The organism is Mycobacterium sp. 852002-51152_SCH6134967 (assembly GCF_001667105.1).
GTDB lineage: Bacteria > Actinomycetota > Actinomycetes > Mycobacteriales > Mycobacteriaceae > Mycobacterium > Mycobacterium neumannii_A.
On record NZ_LZIK01000073.1, the window covers coordinates 24,346 to 39,714 of the forward strand.

A 15,369-nucleotide genomic window follows, 5' to 3' on the forward strand; every position below is an offset into this window, starting at 1 on the left:
GTCCTACCACCATGGATTGGCCCTTTCTCGGCAGTGAGGCGTTGACCGCCGGTCGGGTGAATCGCTATCAGTTGGCGACCCGCTACGACGCCGTCTTCCGCAATGTGTACGTCCCGCGTGGGCAAGTGCTGACCGCGGCGGAGAAGGCGCATGCCGCATGGTTGTTCTCGCGCCGCCGAGCAACGCTCGTCGGTCTCTCGGCCGCGGCGCTGTACGGCTCGAAGTGGATCGACGAGCGGTTGCCCGCCGAGCTGAACCAGCGCAGCCAGCACAAGATTCGGGGCGTCGTGCTGCGCAACGACACCCTGAGAGCCGATGAAGTGTGCACGGTCCGCGGTTTTCCGGTGACGACCGCTGCGCGCACGGCCTTCGACCTCGGCCGGCGGCATGGGCGGACGCTGGCCGTCATTCGCGTCGACGCGTTGCTACAGGCGACGACGATGAAGTTGAGCGACGTCGAGGTGCTGATCGACCGTCACCGCGGCGCACGAGGTGTCGTCCAGCTGCGCGAAGTGATGGAACTCGCCGACCCAGGCGCGGAATCACCACAGGAGACGCGGACGCGTCTGGTGCTGACCGACGCTGGAATTCGGCCCACACACTCAAATCGACGTCTTCGATCGCTGCTACGGCCACGTGGGCCGCATCGACATGGGTTATCCGAGATGGAAGATCGGCGTCGAATACGACGGACCCCAACACTGGGAAGACCCGAAGATCCGGGCTGCCGACATCGATCGCCAAGCCAGACTCGAGGCGCTGGACTGGCGAATCATTCGCGTCAGCGCGCAGATGCTGCGCCACCGGCCCCACACGATTGTCGAGCGGACGCGAGCCGCACTGCGCGCTGCCGGCGCCGACGTGTATGGCGCCGACGACCCCGGCCGAGACTGAAGATATGCGTCAAAGCGACGCGAAACATCACACAAATCTTCAGTCTCACCGCTTAAGGGAGTTAGTTCTCGAGCTCGCGGGCGACCGCCCGCACCACCTCGGACACCCGGCGGGCGGCCTTGCGGTCCGGATAGCGACCCTTACGCAGTTCGGGCTGCACAGCGCTCTCGAGCAGCGTGATCATGTCCTCGATCATGCCGTGCAACTCGTCGGGCGAGTGCTTGCGCTCGGCGGCGGCAGCCTCCCGGCGCGTGCGCGACAGGCTCGGCGGTGGATCGATGAGTGTCAGCGTCAGCGCCTGCGGCCCGCGCCTGCCCGCGGCGATGCCGAACTCGACGCGCTGCCCGGCCTTGAGGGTATCGACACCGGAGGGCAGCGCCGAGGATCGGACGTAGACGTCCTCGCCGTCCTCCTGGGACAAAAACCCGAAGCCCTTTTCGGCGTCGTACCACTTAACCCTGCCGGTCGGCACTGGTCTCACCCGCTCGTCGTTGTACCTACAAAAGGAAAGCGCCCCGATGCGCCGGGACGCGTGCTGCTCGATCCTACTCTGACCTCTAACTCGCCAGCACCCCCTTATCGGTAGGCTGAAGACCACCGCTGGAGGAGAAGAAGCGCCGATATGCGATTGATACTCAACATCATCTGGTTGGTCTTCGGCGGCCTGTGGCTGGCGCTGGGCTACCTGCTGGCGGCGCTGATCTGTTTCGTCCTGATCATCACGATTCCGTTCGGGTTCGCCGCGCTTCGTATCGCGATGTATGCGCTGTGGCCGTTCGGCCGCACGATCGTCGAGAAGCCGGGGCCGCGGCCCGGCGCACTGGTCGGCAACGTCATCTGGGTCATCCTGTTCGGCGTCTGGCTGGCCCTCGAGCACATCATCACCGCGATCGCGATGGCGATCACGATCGTCGGCGTTCCGCTCGCACTGGCCAACCTCAAGCTGATCCCGGTGTCGCTGATGCCACTGGGCAAGGAGATCGTGCCCGTCGACGCCGCGAACAACCCGGAGCGGGCGTTCGCGTGACCGTCGTCCATCTCGGCGTGCCGTCCGCCGCACCGTCGTCGCCCGCCCCGGCCGATGGGCCGCTGATCGACACCTTCGGCCGCATCGCCACCGATCTGCGGGTGTCGTTGACCGACCGCTGCAACCTGCGGTGCACCTACTGCATGCCCGCCGAGGGCCTGGACTGGTTGCCGTCGGAGCGGCTGCTGCGGCCCGACGAGTTGACCCGTCTGCTGCGCATCGCCGTCACGAGGCTCGGCGTCAGAAGCGTGCGCTTCACCGGTGGCGAACCGCTGGTCGCCCGCCACCTCGAGGACGTCATCGCCGCGACGACTGCGCTGAGCCCCCGGCCGGAGATCACGCTGACCACCAACGGCATCGGCCTCGACAAGCGGGCCGAACGGCTCAGGCAGGCGGGGCTGGACCGCATCAACGTCTCGCTGGACACCGTCGACGCCGCGCGATTCGCCGCCATCACCCGTCGGGACCGGCTCCCCGATGTGCTGGCCGGGCTGCGGGCCGCGAAGGCCGCGGGCCTGGACCCGGTGAAGGTCAACGCCGTCCTCGACCCGGTCACCGGCCTCGACGACGCGGTCGGGCTGCTGCGCTTCTGCCTCGACCACGGCTACCAGCTCCGCATCATCGAGCAGATGCCGTTGGACGCCGGCCACTCGTGGCAACGCGGCAAGGCGATCTCCGCCGACGACGTTCTCGCCGCGCTGCAGCAGCATTTCGACCTCACCCCGGACACCGCCCCGCGCGGGTCGGCGCCGGCCGAGTTGTGGCGCGTCGACGGCGGCGTGGGCAAGGTCGGCATCATCGCCTCGGTGTCACACGCGTTCTGCTCCGCCTGCGATCGCACCCGGCTGACCGCCGACGGCCAGGTCCGCAACTGCCTGTTCGCGCAGCAAGAGACCGACCTGCGACAACTTATGCGCGCGGGCGCCGACGACGCCGCCCTCGAGGCCGAGTGGCGTGCGGCGATGTGGGCCAAAGCGGCGGGCCACGGCATCAACGATCCCAACTTCGTACAACCCGATCGGCCGATGAGCGCGATCGGCGGATGAGTCAAAGGAAGCAATGACGACGACAACGACCACGGTTGCGGTGAACGTCCGCTATTTTGCGGCCGCACGGGCCGCCGCCGGTAACGATGAGGAGACGATTCGGCTTCAGCCGGGAACGACGCTCGCCGAACTCGTCGGGCAGCTCAGTGAGCGCGACGAGAATCTGGCGAAAGTGCTGAAACGCTGCTCTTTTCTGACTGACGGCATCGCGGTGCGCGACGACGCCGTCGCGCTGCGCGACGCCCAAATCGTCGATGTTCTTCCCCCATTCGCCGGCGGATAACGGTGATTTCCGTCACATCACGGAATGATCACAACCTGGCTACGACGCGATTTAGCGCGCGATAGTCCTGCGGAAACGCAGAAATCTGCTGGGCATTTAGAGGATTTTTAAGATTTGCCGTAGGCGAAAACGCCGTAAAGGGCAAAAGATGACGCGCCCAAAACGAGCCGATACGGTTCAGTCCCAAGCCGGTCGACCTCAAACCGACTGGCCCGCCGTGCCCAACCGCGCCGAGCTCCATCCGTTGGTGCACGGGATACCAACGAACAACTTGGATGGAGGCGGGGGACCCAACCGGTCCGCCGAGTCAAAGACGGACCTGGAGCCGATCGGTTCCTTGGGGTGAAGCCGAATCGCATTGTGCGACAAGGCCGGGCAATACCTCTCCAGCCCGAACCCGACAGCTGACCTCGTGGGCGCCGAAGAGAGGACCGGAAGCACCTATGAGTGGACGGCACCGCAAGCCGGCTTCATCGGCTGTAAGCGTCGCGAAAGTCGCCTTCACGGGCGCTGTGCTCGGAACCGGAAGCCTTGCCCTCGCCGGCCAGGCCCACGCCGCCACCGACGGCGAATGGGATCGGGTGGCCAGCTGCGAGTCCGGCGGCAACTGGGCCATCAACACCGGCAACGGCTACCAGGGTGGTCTGCAGTTCGCGCCGAGCACCTGGACCGGTCACGGCGGCGGTGAGTACGCCCCCGCCGCACACCTGGCCAGCAAGGAAGAACAGATCGCCGTCGCCGAACGCGTGCTCGCCAGCCAGGGCAAGGGCGCGTGGCCGACGTGCGGTAAAGGATTGTCGGGTGCGACGCCGCGCAATGTCGTCGACGACGCCGTCGAGGCCGTGAACAACCTGCTGCCACCGCCACCTCCGCCGTTCGACCCGTTCGCTCCGCCGCCTCCGCCCGCACCCGTTGACGCGCTGGCCGCACCTGCGCCTCCGCCACCGCCGCCGCCCGGCGATCCCTTCGCGCCGCCGCCCCCACCGGTCGATGCGCTGGCCGCGCCCGCGCCGCTGCCGCCGCCGGGCGACGCACTCGCCCCGCCGCCGCCCGCTCCCGCGGATGCGCTGGCCGCCCCGGTTCCCGAAGCTCCGCCCGTCGATGCGCTGGCCGCCCCGGTTCCCGAAGCCCCGCCCGTCGATGCGCTGGCCGCGCCGGTTCCGGAAGCACCGCCCGCTCCGGCGCCCGCACCCGAAGCGCCCCCCGCACCCGAGTTCGACGCGCTGGCCGCCCCCGTTCCGGAGGCACCGCCTGCGCCGTTCGATCCGCTGGCCCCGCCGGTGCCCGAGGCTCCTCCGGTCGACGCGCAGGCCGTGGCCAACTGGGACGTCGCACCCGACGCGCCGGTCCCGGGTCAGCAGCCGGAACTGTGGTCGCTGCCCGTCGACGCGGCGCAGCAGCCCGCTCCGCAGGTCCCCCCTGCGCCCGCGCCTGTCGTGGATCCGGTCGCGACCGACGCCGGTGTTCCACATCTCGCGAGCCCCGACAACCTGCCCGTTGGGACGACCGTCGACCGCGTGCAGGCCGGGGCTGACAGCCCGAACGTCTCCTACCTCAAGGAGATCTGGCACGCGATTCAGACGCAGGACATCACCGGCAAGGACGCGCTGCTCGCGCTGACCCAGCGGCCGCTCACCACGCCGGACGCACCGGGCGGCCAGGCGCCGAACCTGCCGGCTGCGCCGGTCGATCTCGCGGCACCTGCGCCGAGCGCACCGCTGCCGCCTGCCTGATCACACCCCGTGCGATCGAGTGTGGAGTCGACGCACGTTTTCCGCGCTGCGTCGTGACATAACCCCACACTCGGCGTGAGGAACCGCTATGCGGAGTTCACCCATTCGTCGGAGCCGTCGGCGAAGAACTGGTGCTTCCACACCGGGAGTCGCTCCTTGACGACGTCGACCAGGCGTGCGCACGTCTGGAACGCGGCCGCGCGGTGATCGGCCGCGACGGCGGCAACCAGCGCGGTATCGCCGATCTCGAGGGCCCCGATGCGGTGGCTGACCGCGATGGCCCGGACGCCGTCGGCATCCGCGGCGATCTCCGCAGCCACCTCCGCAAGCGTCTGTGGCGCCGACGGATGCGCCGAATACTCCAGCCGCAGCACTGAACGCCCGCCGTCGTGATCGCGCACGACACCGGAGAAGCTCACCACCGCACCAGCCGAGGCATTGGCGACCAGGGCTTCATGCTCGGCCGAATCGATCGTCTCCTCGCAGAGGTCGGCACGCAGCACCACCGCCGTCATCGCGAGTGGTCCTTTCCGCGAATCTGATCGAGCGCATGCTCGAGAACACGGTTGAGCACGCCCAGTCCGTCCTTGACGCCACCGGGCGACCCGGGCAGGTTCACGATCAGCGTGCGGTCCTTGACCCCACACACGCCGCGCGACAGTACCGACGTCGGCACCTTGTCCTCTCCGGCCCGACGGATCGCGTCGGCAAGGCCGGGAATCTGATAGTCGACCAGCGCGGCGGTGCCCTCGGCGGTGCGGTCCGTCGGCGAGATGCCAGTGCCGCCGGACGTGATCACCACATCGACGCCGTCGGCGACCGCGGCGGAGATGGCGTCGGCCACCGCGTCGCCGTCGGGTACCACCACGGGCGCCGGGGTGTCGATGTCACGGCCGGTGAGCCAGTCCACGACGATCGGCCCGCTGCGGTCCTCGTACACGCCGGCGGCGGCACGCGTGGAGGCGACAACAACCCGACCCGACCGCATCAGCGGGTCCAGGTTCCGGTCTTGCCGCCCTCTTTGCGCAGCACCCGGATGTCGTCGATGCGGGCGGCGGGGTCGACGGCCTTGATCATGTCGTAGATCGTCAGCGCGGCCACGCTCACCGCGGTCAGCGCCTCCATCTCGACGCCGGTGCGGTCGGTGCTGCGCACGGTGGCGGTGACGTCCACCCGCCCCTCGTCGTCGTCGATTGTGAAGTCCACGTCGATCCCCGTCAGCGCCAACTGATGGCACAGCGGGATCAGGTCGCTGGTGCGCTTGGCGGCCAGGATGCCTGCGACGCGGGCGGTGGCCAGCGCGTCGCCTTTGGGCAGGCCGCCCGATGCGATCATCGCGACGACGTCGGCCGTCGTGCGGAGGGTTCCGGCCGCGACGGCGGTGCGCTTGGTGACGTCCTTTGCCGTGACGTCGACCATGTGCGCCGCGCCGGTCTCGTCGACGTGTGAGAGGCGGGCCGGCTCGGACACCTACTTGTTGACGACCGTCACCGCGTGCACGTACGGCAGTTCGTCCGCGGGCAGCGGGAACGTGATCTCGCCGAAGGGCGACAGCGCGCCGGTACGGTCGGTGGCCAGTTCGCTCACCGCGTGGTCGTCGTCACCGTCGACCTCGGGCCAGCCCGGATCGACGTACCGTTTCTTCCCCTTGTTGTCTGCCACGCCCACATTGTGGCAAATGGTCCGGCCGGTGGCGACACCGCCACACTCCTTTACGCTGGTCAGCAATGACCGAGAACGCATCAGGCCTCCCTCTGGGCGCCTGGTTGGCCGATCTCCCCGACGACCGGCTCGTCCGGCTGCTGGAGTTGCGGCCCGACCTGACCCAACCGCCACCGGGGTCGGTCGCTGCGCTGGCGGCCCGCGCGCAGGCCCGCCAGTCGGTCAAGGCCGCCACCGACGACCTCGACTTCCTGCGGCTGGCTGTGCTCGACGCGCTGCTCGTGCTGCACGCCGACACGACCGCCGTCCCGGTCACAAAACTGCTGGAGCTCATCGGCGACCGGGCGCCCGAAGCAGCCGTCGCGAACGCCGTGGACGATCTGCGCGACCGGGGGCTTGTGTGGGGTGGCGCGGCGGTCCGGGTGGCGGCCGAAGCCGTCGCGGGCTTGCCGTGGTACCCCGGACAGGCCACGGTCGAAGACACCGCCGCGAGTCCACAAGACATCGCCGCCCGACTGGAATCGCTCGACGAGGCGCAGTCCGAGCTGCTGCAGAAGTTGCTCGAGGGTTCACCGGTGGGCCGCACCCGCGACGCCGCACCCGGCACCCCGTCGGACCGCCCGGTGCAGCGGCTGCTGGCCGCCGGTCTACTGCGCCAGGTCGACGCGGAAACCGTGATCCTGCCGCGACTCGTGGGCCAGGTGCTGCGCGGTGAGCTGCCGGGACCCCTGCAGCTGACCGAGCCCGACCCGGTGGTGTCGACGACGACAGCGGCCGACGCCGACGCGGTGGCCGCGGGCGCCGCGCTCGACCTTCTCCGCGAGGTCGAGCTGGTGCTCGAAACCCTCGGCGTCACACCGGTTCCGGAGTTGCGCAGCGGTGGGCTCGGTGTGCGTGACGTCAAACGACTGACCAAGGCCACCGGCATCGACGAACGCCGCCTGGGGCTGATCCTCGAAGTGACCGCGGGTGCGGGCCTCATCTCGGCAGGCATGCCAGAACCCGAACCCGAGGCCGGTGACGGGCCGTACTGGGCGCCGACGGTCTCATCCGACCGGTTCGTCGAATCCCCGACCGCGGTCAAATGGCACCTGCTGGCGACGACCTGGCTGGAGCTCCCGGGCCGGCCGAGCTTGATCGGCAACCGCGGTCCCGACGGTAAACCCTATGCGGCACTGTCGGATTCGCTGTTCTCCACTGCCGCACCGCTGGACAGGCGACTGCTCCTCGAGGTGCTCGCGAGCCTGCCGCCCGGCGCGGGCGTCGACGCAGGTGAGGCGTCGCGGGCGATGATCTGGCGCAGGCCGCGCTGGGGGGTCCGGTTGCAACCGGGGCCGGTCGCCGACCTGCTGACCGAGGCGCATGCGCTGGGACTGGTGGGTCGCGGCGCACTGGCCACCCCCGCTCGGACGCTGCTCACCGACGCTCCTGCCGACGACGTCGTCAAGGCGATGGACAAGGTGCTGCCCGCACCGATCGACCATTTCCTACTGCAGGCCGACCTCACGGTCGTCGTCCCCGGCCCGCTGCAACGAGAGCTGGCCGAACAACTGGCCGCGGTGGCAAGCGTGGAGTCGGCGGGGGCAGCGATGGTGTACCGGATCAGTGAGCCGTCGATCCGCCGCGCGCTCGACACCGGCCGCACCGCGGGCGAACTGCACGCCTTCTTCAAGCGCCACTCGAAAACTCCTGTCCCGCAAGGCTTGACATATCTCATCGACGATGTAGCCCGCAGGCACGGTCAGTTGCGTGTCGGCATGGCGGCGTCGTTCGTGCGGTGCGAGGACGCAGCGCTGCTCGCGCAGGCGGTGGGCGCACCGGCGACGGACTCGCTGGAGATGCGCCTGCTCGCGCCGACGGTCGCGGTGTCGCAGGCGCCGATCTCCGACGTGCTCGCGGCGCTGCGCCAGGCCGGCTTCGCGCCGGCGGCTGAGGACTCGACCGGCGCAATCGTCGATATCCGAGCCCGGGGCGCGCGGGTGCCCGCTCCGCCGGGGCGACGGCGCACGTACCGACTCGCCCCGACGCCCACCAGCCAGACGCTCGGTGCGATCGTCGCCGTGCTGCGCAAGGTGGCGTCGGCCCCGACCGGCGGAATGCGATTGGACCCGGCGGTGGCGATCAACCAGTTGCAGGAGGCCGCGCACATGCAGGCCTCGGTCGTGATCGGGTACGTCGATCCCGCGGGGGTGGCGACCCAACGTGTCGTCGCACCGATCAATGTGCGGGGCGGGCAGTTGACGGCATACGACCCCGCGTCGGGACGGGTGCGCGATTTCGCCATCCACCGCATCACTTCCGTGGTCGCCGCCGACGAGCAGTAGAGCGAGCGACCGCATAATGCCCAGGTCACACGGCGTGGCGGCGGTCAGACACGGTCTCTCGCGGATGGGACGTCCGGGGGTTCTGGATAATGGATGGGATGACCGATGGCCCCCTGATCGTGCAGTCCGACAAGACGGTGCTGCTCGAGGTCGACCATGAACAAGCGGGCGCGGCGCGTGCCGCGATCGCCCCGTTCGCCGAACTCGAGCGCGCCCCGGAGCACATCCACACCTACCGGATCACCCCGCTGGCGCTGTGGAACGCGCGCGCCGCGGGGCACGACGCCGAACAGGTCGTCGACGCGCTGGTGTCGTTCTCCCGCTACGCGGTGCCCCAGCCGCTTCTGGTCGACATCGTCGACACCATGGCCCGCTACGGGCGGCTGCAACTGGTCAAACATCCGGCTCACGGCCTGATGCTGGTGAGCCTGGACCGCGCCGTGCTCGAGGAGGTGCTGCGCAACAAGAAGATCGCGCCGATGCTTGGCGCGCGCATCGACGACGATACCGTCCTGGTGCACAACAGCGAACGAGGCCGGGTCAAGCAGATGCTTCTCAAGATCGGCTGGCCCGCAGAGGATCTCGCGGGTTACGTCGACGGCGAGAAGCACCCGATCAGCCTGGCGGAGAACGGCTGGCACCTTCGCGATTACCAGCAGATGGCCACCGAGTCATTCTGGGAGGGCGGATCCGGGGTCGTCGTGCTGCCCTGCGGCGCGGGCAAGACGCTCGTCGGCGCCGCCGCGATGGCGAAGGCCTCGGCGACCACGCTGATCCTGGTGACCAACACCGTCGCCGGACGGCAGTGGAAACGCGAGCTGATCAACAGGACCTCGCTCACGGAGAACGAAATCGGCGAATACTCCGGGGAGCGTAAGGAGATTCGGCCGGTGACCATCGCCACCTATCAGGTGATCACTCGGCGCACCAAAGGCGAATACCGGCACCTGGAGTTGTTCGACAGCCGCGATTGGGGGCTGATCATCTACGACGAGGTGCACCTGCTGCCCGCACCGGTGTTCCGGATGACGGCCGATCTGCAGTCGCGTCGTCGACTCGGCCTGACCGCCACACTGATTCGTGAGGACGGCCGCGAGGGGGACGTGTTCTCGTTGATCGGTCCGAAGCGCTACGACGCACCGTGGAAGGACATCGAGGCCCAGGGGTGGATCGCGCCCGCCGAGTGCATCGAGGTGCGGGTGACGATGACCGACAACGAGCGCATGCTGTACGCGACCGCCGAACCCGACGAGCGGTACAAGCTGTGCTCGACGGCGCACACCAAGATCGCGGTGGTCAAGTCGATCCTCGACAAACACAAGGGCGAACAGACGTTGGTGATCGGCGCCTACCTCGACCAGCTCGAGGAACTCGGCCAAGAACTCGACGCGCCGATCATCCAGGGTTCGACGAAAACCGCGGAGCGCGAGGCGCTTTTCGATCAGTTCCGGCGCGGTGAGATCTCAACGCTGGTCGTGTCGAAGGTCGCCAACTTCTCTATCGATCTGCCGGAAGCCAGTGTCGCCGTGCAGGTTTCGGGCACCTTCGGATCCCGTCAGGAAGAGGCTCAACGCCTGGGGCGGCTGCTGCGACCCAAGGCCGACGGTGGGGGCGCGATCTTCTACTCCGTCGTCTCCCGCGACAGCCTCGACGCCGAATACGCCGCGCACCGTCAAAGGTTCCTCGCCGAGCAGGGCTACGGCTACGTCATCAAGGACGCCGACGACCTGTTGGGACCCGCGATCTAGACGTGCAAGCGCCCGCTATACGTGCGGGCCGACCGGATTCGACACCGTCAGTAAGATCGCGGAGTCCTCGAGCGCCTGCAGTCCGTGCCGGTCCTTGGGTACCACGATGTGGTCGCCTTCGGACCCCTCCCAGTTGGCGGACGCATGGGTCAGCCGTACGCGGCCGTGCAGGACCTGCAGGGTGGCCTCCCCGTTCGTCTCGTGCTCGGTCAGTTCCGAGCCGCCGGTCAAGGCGATCAGCGTCTGACGCAGCGAATGCTCGTGGCCGCCGTAGACCGTGTGCGCGCTGCGTCCGCTACTGGCGGCGCGGGCCGTCTCGAGTTGCTCACGTGCGAGCGCGGTCAGCGAGGTCTTGTTCATCGCGGGCTTCCTGTCGAGGGCTGGTCGATTGGAAATTCAGCAGAGATGCCAATCTTAGTGACGGTCCATCCACCGCAAGCGGCCGCATCCAGACCGTCGTAAATGAGCGTCCGAGGCGGTGAGGCGCTAGCCTGCTTACCCATGACCAGTCGCCGTCGCGCCACGTCCGCCCAGGCGGTCAAAGTCGGACTCGTCGGCGTCGCCATCGGTCTGGGTGCGCTGACGTCGGCCGGGTTCGCGACGGCAGACCCCGAGGTCCCGCCCCTCCCCGCCCCCGGAACTCCCGGCACGCCGCCTGCGCCGGGCCAGCCCTACGCCGCTCCTGTGGCCCCGGGCGACCCGCCGCCCGCACCTCCGCCCGTCGGCGCGCCACCGGTGCCCGAGGTTGCGAACCCTCAGTACGGGCAGGGTTCGAGCCCAGGTCCGCTCGGCTTCCTTCGCGATGCGTGGCGTCAGGCCCAGGACCCGTACGGGTTCGCCGCACTGCCGCCCGGCCAGGCACCGGTCGGGGCGCCGCCACCGCCCGGCGCGGGTCCCGCGCCGCAGCTACCGCCGGGATACACCTCGTTGAACGCCCCCGAGTCCAACGGCCCGCCGGTGGCACCGCCCGCCGAAGGCGGTCCACCGCTGCCGCCCGGGTACTACCCGTTGGACGGCCCACCGCCGCCCGGGTACTACGACACTGCCCCGCCGGGTCCGGCGGTTCCCCCGGAGGGCCCGATTCCACCGACGCCGTGATCAGGTGTTCGTCGCGCCCTAGCTGAGGGCGGGAATCACCTGCTGCTCGAACATCTCGATACCCGAGCGGTCGTACGCGGCTTCCGGGAAGTAGAGGATGGCGTACTCGCAGCCCAGCTGCCGCATCTTGTCCAACTTCTCGATGACTTGTTCGGGTGTGCCACTTGCTGCTTCGGGAGCGGACACGGAGTTCAGCATCGCGTCGACCGCCGCCTCGTCGGCCTTGGCGACCTGTCGTGCGCGCAGCCTCGCCACGCGTTCCTTGACGTCGGACTCCGAATCGCCGATCACCGCGTTGAAGTTGGCCGAACGAACGATCGCGTTGTAGTCGGTGCCGACCTCACCGCAGTGGTCGGCCAGCACCTGTGACTTGTGAGTGAAACCCCCTGGCTCAGAAGTGAAGTTGGTGTACTGGGCGTATTTCGCCGCGATGCGCAGCGTCACCTTCTCCCCACCGCCGGCGATCCATAGAGGAATCCCGTTCTCCTGCAGGGGTTTCGGCTGCACAATCGCCCCGGCGACCTGGTAGTACTTGCCGTCGAAACTCACCTTCCCGTCGCGCCATGCGTCACGCATGATCTGCACACCCTCGTCGAGGCGCCCCAGCCGCACCCCAGCCGACGGGAATCCGTAACCGTAGGCACGCCATTCGTGTTCGTACCATCCGCCACCGATGCCCATTTGGATGCGACCGCCGGAGATGATGTCGGCGGTGGCGGCGACCTTGGCCAGATAGACCGGGTTGCGGTAGCTCATCGCCGTGCACATCTGGCCGAGCTTGATGCGCGACGTCGTCGCGGCGTAGGCAGCCATCAAGGTCCACGCCTCGTGGGTGGCCTCCGTGGTGGGCACCGGCACGGTGTGGAAGTGGTCGTAGACCCACAGCGAGTCCCACGCGTCGCTGTCGTCGGCATACGCGGCGAGGTCGCGCATCACCGCCCACTGCTCTGCGGGAGGAATGTCGATTAGGTCGAGCCGCCAGCCCTGCGGGATGAACAGTCCGAAGCGCATGGCACCCGACTCTAGGCCTACCGGGCCTCCGGCGTCAGCAGGCGTCGGTTCACGGCGTGCGGACCTCAGGACGCGACGCCGTTACCGCATTGCCGCCGCGGCGCGGAAGGTATCAGTTAGCTCAACTCACCATGAGTCCCGTACTGGGCGTTAGCCTCTCGCGCCGGAGAAGTCCAGGTGCGCCGCCGACCGCAGAGGCAATCGAGAAGCTCGACACGCTTCGCTGACCGGCGTTTTCTGTTGTATGGTGTGGCTCACACCAAGCAGTTCGTGTGATCTGAGGCACAGGAAAGAGGAGGCGGTCGTGGGTCGTGACCCGATAGACGGGTTCAGGGCGCATCCCGTGCGTCCCGGCGGCGCGGTGCACGTTCGGTGGTTCACTGTCCTGCTGCTGGCGGTCATCGCGATCGCCGCGATAGCGGGAATCGTCAGCACGGCGGCGATGGGCCAGACTCCCGTCGCGATCGCCATCGGCATAGTCACGATGGCGTTCTTCTCCCGGATCGGCGCCTGAGGCTCGATCCCCGAATTCTGTCGGCGTCCGGCGTTAGCCTGACGTCATGGCCTTGTCGAAAGACGAACGCGAACAATTCCTGGCCGAACCGCACGTCGCCGCCTTGTCGGTCGGCGCGGGTGACAAGCGTGGCCCGCTGACCGTTCCTGTCTGGTATCAGTACTCGCCCGGCGGTGAGCCGTGGGTGCTCACCGGCGACGGCTCTCGCAAACATCGACTCATCGAGAGCCAGGGCGAGTTCACGCTGATGGTCCAGCGCCTCGAGCCGACGGTTCGGTACGTGGCGGTCGACGGCCCGGTCAGCCGCATCGAGCCCGGCACCGACGAGCGACTCGTCGAGGTCACCAAACGCTATCTGCCGCCCGAAAAGGTCGATGCGTACCTCGAATACGCCCGCCGCGAGCACGGCGCCAGCGTGGTGGTTTTCATGAAGCCGCAGCACTGGTTGTCGGCTGACCTCGGGGCGTTCTAGCGCGGCTCGAACAGCGCGGCGACGGCGGGCAGGCTCACCTTCAGCGCCGGGTTGCGCGGCAGTTCGTCGACGACCGTGAACGCCACCGGCACGTTGTACACGGGCAGCGAGCGCCGCACCAGGTCGGCAAGTTCGTCGTCGGAGGGCACCGGCAGTCCCGGCGACAACTCGACGGCTGCGACCGGCACCTCGCCCAGGCGCGCGTCGCGCACGCCGACCACGCAGGCGTCGCGGACGGCGGGATGTGAGATCAGCACGCGCCGAACGGTTTCCGGCAGGACCTTGAACCCACCGCGGTTGATCGCTCCGTCGGCCCTTCCATGCAGAGTGACGAACCCGTCGTCGTCCATCGAGGCGATGTCGGTGGTGCGGATCCAGTCCGGTCCGATCGGCGCGACCTTGGCCTCCAGGAGGCCTTGCTCGCCGGCCGCAAGCTCGCCTCCGGTGTCCGGGTCGACGATGCGCAACTCGACGTCGGGCAGGGCCCTGCCGACGCTGTTGCGCTTGGCCGAACCGAAGTCGCGTTGCATCTCCGGAGACCATGCGCACAGCGATCCCGCGAATTCCGTTGCGCCGTAGGCCAGCACGATCGAGATACCGTATTTCGCCTCGAACTCGTCGCGGGTCTCGGGGTCCAGCGGGCCGGACGCGCTGATCAGGAAGTCCAGCGATGCGAGATCTTCCTTCGCCACGTCGGCGTCCAGCAGCATCCGGATGACGGCGGGCTGCACACCCGAACGGGTGATACGGTGCCGTTTCACGAGATTCACGTAGTCCTCGACGCTGAATCGCTCGAGCATCACGATCCGCCGGCCGTTGTACACACCGGCGATCAATTGACATACACCGATTCCGCCGAACTGCCAGTAGGCGAGTTCGGGCGGGGCGTCGGCCGGGGCGGTCTCGCCGCTGGTGACGCTGAACACCGTACGCTCGAGCACCGGGGTCTTGATCGACTGGCGCTTCGGCGGTCCCGTCGTGCCGCTCGTCAGAATCTGCAGTGCGACACCGGGTTCAGGCTCAGCATGGGCGCGTCGCGGGTCTCGGCGATCCAGCCCGGGCACCGCAGCGACGATCGGTTGGCGCGCCGATATCTCCACGCCCGCGCTGCCTGCCCGCTGAGCCGCGTCGATAACCGGCGCGGACCAGTCCTCACCGTCGGCGACGACGGCCGAGAGTCCGAGCGTCTCGATGTCGCGGCCGATGGCCTCGGGCGACTGGAACGAGTAGATCATCGACACCGTGCGGCCCGCGGCGAGGAAGCCGATGATCGACGCGGCGTGCGGCAACCGGTTCCTGACCACCAAACCGACCGGGGCGTCGTCGGGAACACCCGCATCCCGCAGCGCCTGCGCGATGGCACGACCGTACGCCGTCACCTCGTCACCGCTGTACCAGCGCCCCTCGAACTCGATACAGGGATTACTGCCGTAACGGGCCAGCCCGGCCGCGAACTCGTCGGTGAAGCTTTCCGGCACGGGTTTCTCCTATGTCAAGCCGCTGCCGCTTGGCAAGGCTTTTGACGATTGTTGTGGTCGGTGTGCAGGTGGCCGTAGA

17 protein-coding genes, 1 pseudogene and 1 riboswitch are annotated in these 15,369 nt (G+C 68.4%); of the genes and pseudogenes, 10 read left to right on the top strand and 8 right to left on the bottom strand.

Annotated features, from left to right (window positions below; translation table 11 throughout):
- Positions 1-11 precede the first annotated feature (11 nt).
- Positions 12-894: pseudogene (locus A5790_RS25155) on the top strand (endonuclease domain-containing protein).
- 61 nt (positions 895-955) lie between these two features.
- Here A5790_RS25155 and A5790_RS25160 read toward each other — a convergent pair.
- A complete protein-coding gene (locus A5790_RS25160) occupies positions 956-1,366 on the bottom strand; it encodes a cold-shock protein (protein ID WP_066850523.1) in 411 nt (136 codons plus the stop codon).
- A gap of 150 nt (positions 1,367-1,516) precedes the next feature.
- On the opposite strand from A5790_RS25160, the gene A5790_RS25165 reads away from it, so the two are divergent.
- The 4 genes from A5790_RS25165 to A5790_RS25180 all read left to right on the top strand — a co-directional run bounded on the left by A5790_RS25165 (position 1,517) and on the right by A5790_RS25180 (position 4,983).
- Positions 1,517-1,921, top strand: a complete 405-nt coding sequence (locus tag A5790_RS25165; protein ID WP_066850524.1) for a YccF domain-containing protein — start codon at positions 1,517-1,519, stop codon at positions 1,919-1,921.
- Entirely contained in the window at positions 1,918-2,967 is a 1,050-nt protein-coding gene (gene moaA / locus A5790_RS25170; RefSeq protein WP_066850526.1) for a GTP 3',8-cyclase MoaA, read from the top strand. Before A5790_RS25165 ends, moaA begins: the two co-directional genes overlap by 4 nt.
- A 13-nt stretch (positions 2,968-2,980) precedes the next feature.
- Complete coding sequence (locus A5790_RS25175; protein ID WP_066850528.1) at positions 2,981-3,250, top strand: MoaD/ThiS family protein; 270 nt, start codon at positions 2,981-2,983, stop codon at positions 3,248-3,250.
- 218 nt (positions 3,251-3,468) lie between these two features.
- Positions 3,469-3,684: riboswitch (cyclic di-AMP (ydaO/yuaA leader) on the top strand.
- A gap of 9 nt (positions 3,685-3,693) precedes the next feature.
- The gene (locus A5790_RS25180; RefSeq protein ID WP_066850530.1) at positions 3,694-4,983 is read left to right on the top strand and encodes a transglycosylase family protein; all 1,290 of its coding nucleotides are present in this window, start codon (positions 3,694-3,696) and stop codon (positions 4,981-4,983) included.
- Between the two features lie 86 nt (positions 4,984-5,069).
- Here the strand turns inward: A5790_RS25180 and A5790_RS25185 are convergent, their stop codons facing one another.
- Genes A5790_RS25185 through A5790_RS25200 form a run of 4 tightly spaced genes read right to left on the bottom strand, consistent with a single transcriptional unit; the run spans position 5,070 to position 6,645 of the window.
- Positions 5,070-5,498 carry a molybdenum cofactor biosynthesis protein MoaE gene (locus A5790_RS25185; protein WP_066850532.1) on the bottom strand — a complete coding sequence of 143 codons (429 nt, stop codon included), beginning with the start codon at positions 5,496-5,498 and terminating at the stop codon, positions 5,070-5,072.
- A complete protein-coding gene (locus A5790_RS25190) occupies positions 5,495-5,971 on the bottom strand; it encodes a molybdenum cofactor biosynthesis protein B (RefSeq protein ID WP_197696890.1) in 477 nt (158 codons plus the stop codon). The genes A5790_RS25185 and A5790_RS25190 overlap by 4 nt, the downstream gene beginning before the upstream one ends.
- Positions 5,971-6,402: a cyclic pyranopterin monophosphate synthase MoaC gene (gene moaC / locus A5790_RS25195; RefSeq protein WP_066850556.1), complete on the bottom strand. Its 432-nt coding sequence runs from the start codon at positions 6,400-6,402 to the stop codon at positions 5,971-5,973. The genes A5790_RS25190 and moaC overlap by 1 nt, the downstream gene beginning before the upstream one ends.
- A gap of 51 nt (positions 6,403-6,453) precedes the next feature.
- Complete coding sequence (locus tag A5790_RS25200) at positions 6,454-6,645, bottom strand: hypothetical protein (protein WP_094295626.1); 192 nt, start codon at positions 6,643-6,645, stop codon at positions 6,454-6,456.
- A 65-nt stretch (positions 6,646-6,710) separates the two neighbouring features.
- On the opposite strand from A5790_RS25200, the gene A5790_RS25205 reads away from it, so the two are divergent.
- Positions 6,711-8,969, top strand: coding sequence for a helicase-associated domain-containing protein (locus A5790_RS25205; protein ID WP_066850536.1), 2,259 nt, complete (start codon positions 6,711-6,713; stop codon positions 8,967-8,969).
- A 98-nt stretch (positions 8,970-9,067) separates the two neighbouring features.
- Positions 9,068-10,717 carry a DNA repair helicase XPB gene (locus tag A5790_RS25210; RefSeq protein ID WP_066850538.1) on the top strand — a complete coding sequence of 550 codons (1,650 nt, stop codon included), beginning with the start codon at positions 9,068-9,070 and terminating at the stop codon, positions 10,715-10,717.
- Positions 10,718-10,732: 15 nt separating this feature from the next.
- On the opposite strand, the gene A5790_RS25215 is transcribed toward A5790_RS25210, so the two are convergent.
- Positions 10,733-11,077 carry a hypothetical protein gene (locus tag A5790_RS25215; protein WP_064397489.1) on the bottom strand — a complete coding sequence of 115 codons (345 nt, stop codon included), beginning with the start codon at positions 11,075-11,077 and terminating at the stop codon, positions 10,733-10,735.
- A gap of 141 nt (positions 11,078-11,218) precedes the next feature.
- Between A5790_RS25215 and A5790_RS25220 the strand changes: the two genes are divergently transcribed.
- Entirely contained in the window at positions 11,219-11,815 is a 597-nt protein-coding gene (locus tag A5790_RS25220; protein ID WP_066850540.1) for a hypothetical protein, read from the top strand.
- Between the two features lie 18 nt (positions 11,816-11,833).
- Here the strand turns inward: A5790_RS25220 and A5790_RS25225 are convergent, their stop codons facing one another.
- On the bottom strand, positions 11,834-12,826 hold the full coding sequence (locus tag A5790_RS25225; protein WP_066850542.1) for an LLM class F420-dependent oxidoreductase: 993 nt from the start codon (positions 12,824-12,826) through the stop codon (positions 11,834-11,836).
- Positions 12,827-13,130: 304 nt separating this feature from the next.
- Here A5790_RS25225 and A5790_RS25895 point away from each other — a divergent pair, with 304 nt between their 5' ends.
- On the top strand, positions 13,131-13,340 hold the full coding sequence (locus A5790_RS25895; protein WP_126315811.1) for a hypothetical protein: 210 nt from the start codon (positions 13,131-13,133) through the stop codon (positions 13,338-13,340).
- 46 nt (positions 13,341-13,386) lie between these two features.
- Complete coding sequence (locus A5790_RS25230) at positions 13,387-13,812, top strand: pyridoxamine 5'-phosphate oxidase family protein (RefSeq protein WP_066850544.1); 426 nt, start codon at positions 13,387-13,389, stop codon at positions 13,810-13,812.
- Here A5790_RS25230 and A5790_RS25235 read toward each other — a convergent pair.
- Positions 13,809-15,290 carry a class I adenylate-forming enzyme family protein gene (locus A5790_RS25235; protein WP_066850546.1) on the bottom strand — a complete coding sequence of 494 codons (1,482 nt, stop codon included), beginning with the start codon at positions 15,288-15,290 and terminating at the stop codon, positions 13,809-13,811. The genes A5790_RS25230 and A5790_RS25235 overlap by 4 nt on opposite strands.
- Positions 15,291-15,369 lie beyond the last annotated feature (79 nt).

Bases quoted from the DNA above. Each gene is read 5' to 3' on its own strand.
- A5790_RS25165 (WP_066850524.1), top strand. From the start codon at position 1,517: ATGCGATTGATACTCAACATCATCTGGTTGGTCTTCGGCGGCCTGTGG.
- A5790_RS25175 (WP_066850528.1), top strand. From the start codon at position 2,981: ATGACGACGACAACGACCACGGTTGCGGTGAACGTCCGCTATTTTGCG.
- A5790_RS25180 (WP_066850530.1), top strand. From the start codon at position 3,694: ATGAGTGGACGGCACCGCAAGCCGGCTTCATCGGCTGTAAGCGTCGCG.
- A5790_RS25185 (WP_066850532.1), bottom strand. From the start codon at position 5,498: ATGACGGCGGTGGTGCTGCGTGCCGACCTCTGCGAGGAGACGATCGAT.
- A5790_RS25190 (WP_197696890.1), bottom strand. From the start codon at position 5,971: ATGCGGTCGGGTCGGGTTGTTGTCGCCTCCACGCGTGCCGCCGCCGGC.
- moaC (WP_066850556.1), bottom strand. From the start codon at position 6,402: ATGGTCGACGTCACGGCAAAGGACGTCACCAAGCGCACCGCCGTCGCG.
- A5790_RS25205 (WP_066850536.1), top strand. From the start codon at position 6,711: ATGACCGAGAACGCATCAGGCCTCCCTCTGGGCGCCTGGTTGGCCGAT.
- A5790_RS25210 (WP_066850538.1), top strand. From the start codon at position 9,068: ATGACCGATGGCCCCCTGATCGTGCAGTCCGACAAGACGGTGCTGCTC.
- A5790_RS25215 (WP_064397489.1), bottom strand. From the start codon at position 11,077: ATGAACAAGACCTCGCTGACCGCGCTCGCACGTGAGCAACTCGAGACG.
- A5790_RS25220 (WP_066850540.1), top strand. From the start codon at position 11,219: ATGACCAGTCGCCGTCGCGCCACGTCCGCCCAGGCGGTCAAAGTCGGA.
- A5790_RS25225 (WP_066850542.1), bottom strand. From the start codon at position 12,826: ATGCGCTTCGGACTGTTCATCCCGCAGGGCTGGCGGCTCGACCTAATC.
- A5790_RS25230 (WP_066850544.1), top strand. From the start codon at position 13,387: ATGGCCTTGTCGAAAGACGAACGCGAACAATTCCTGGCCGAACCGCAC.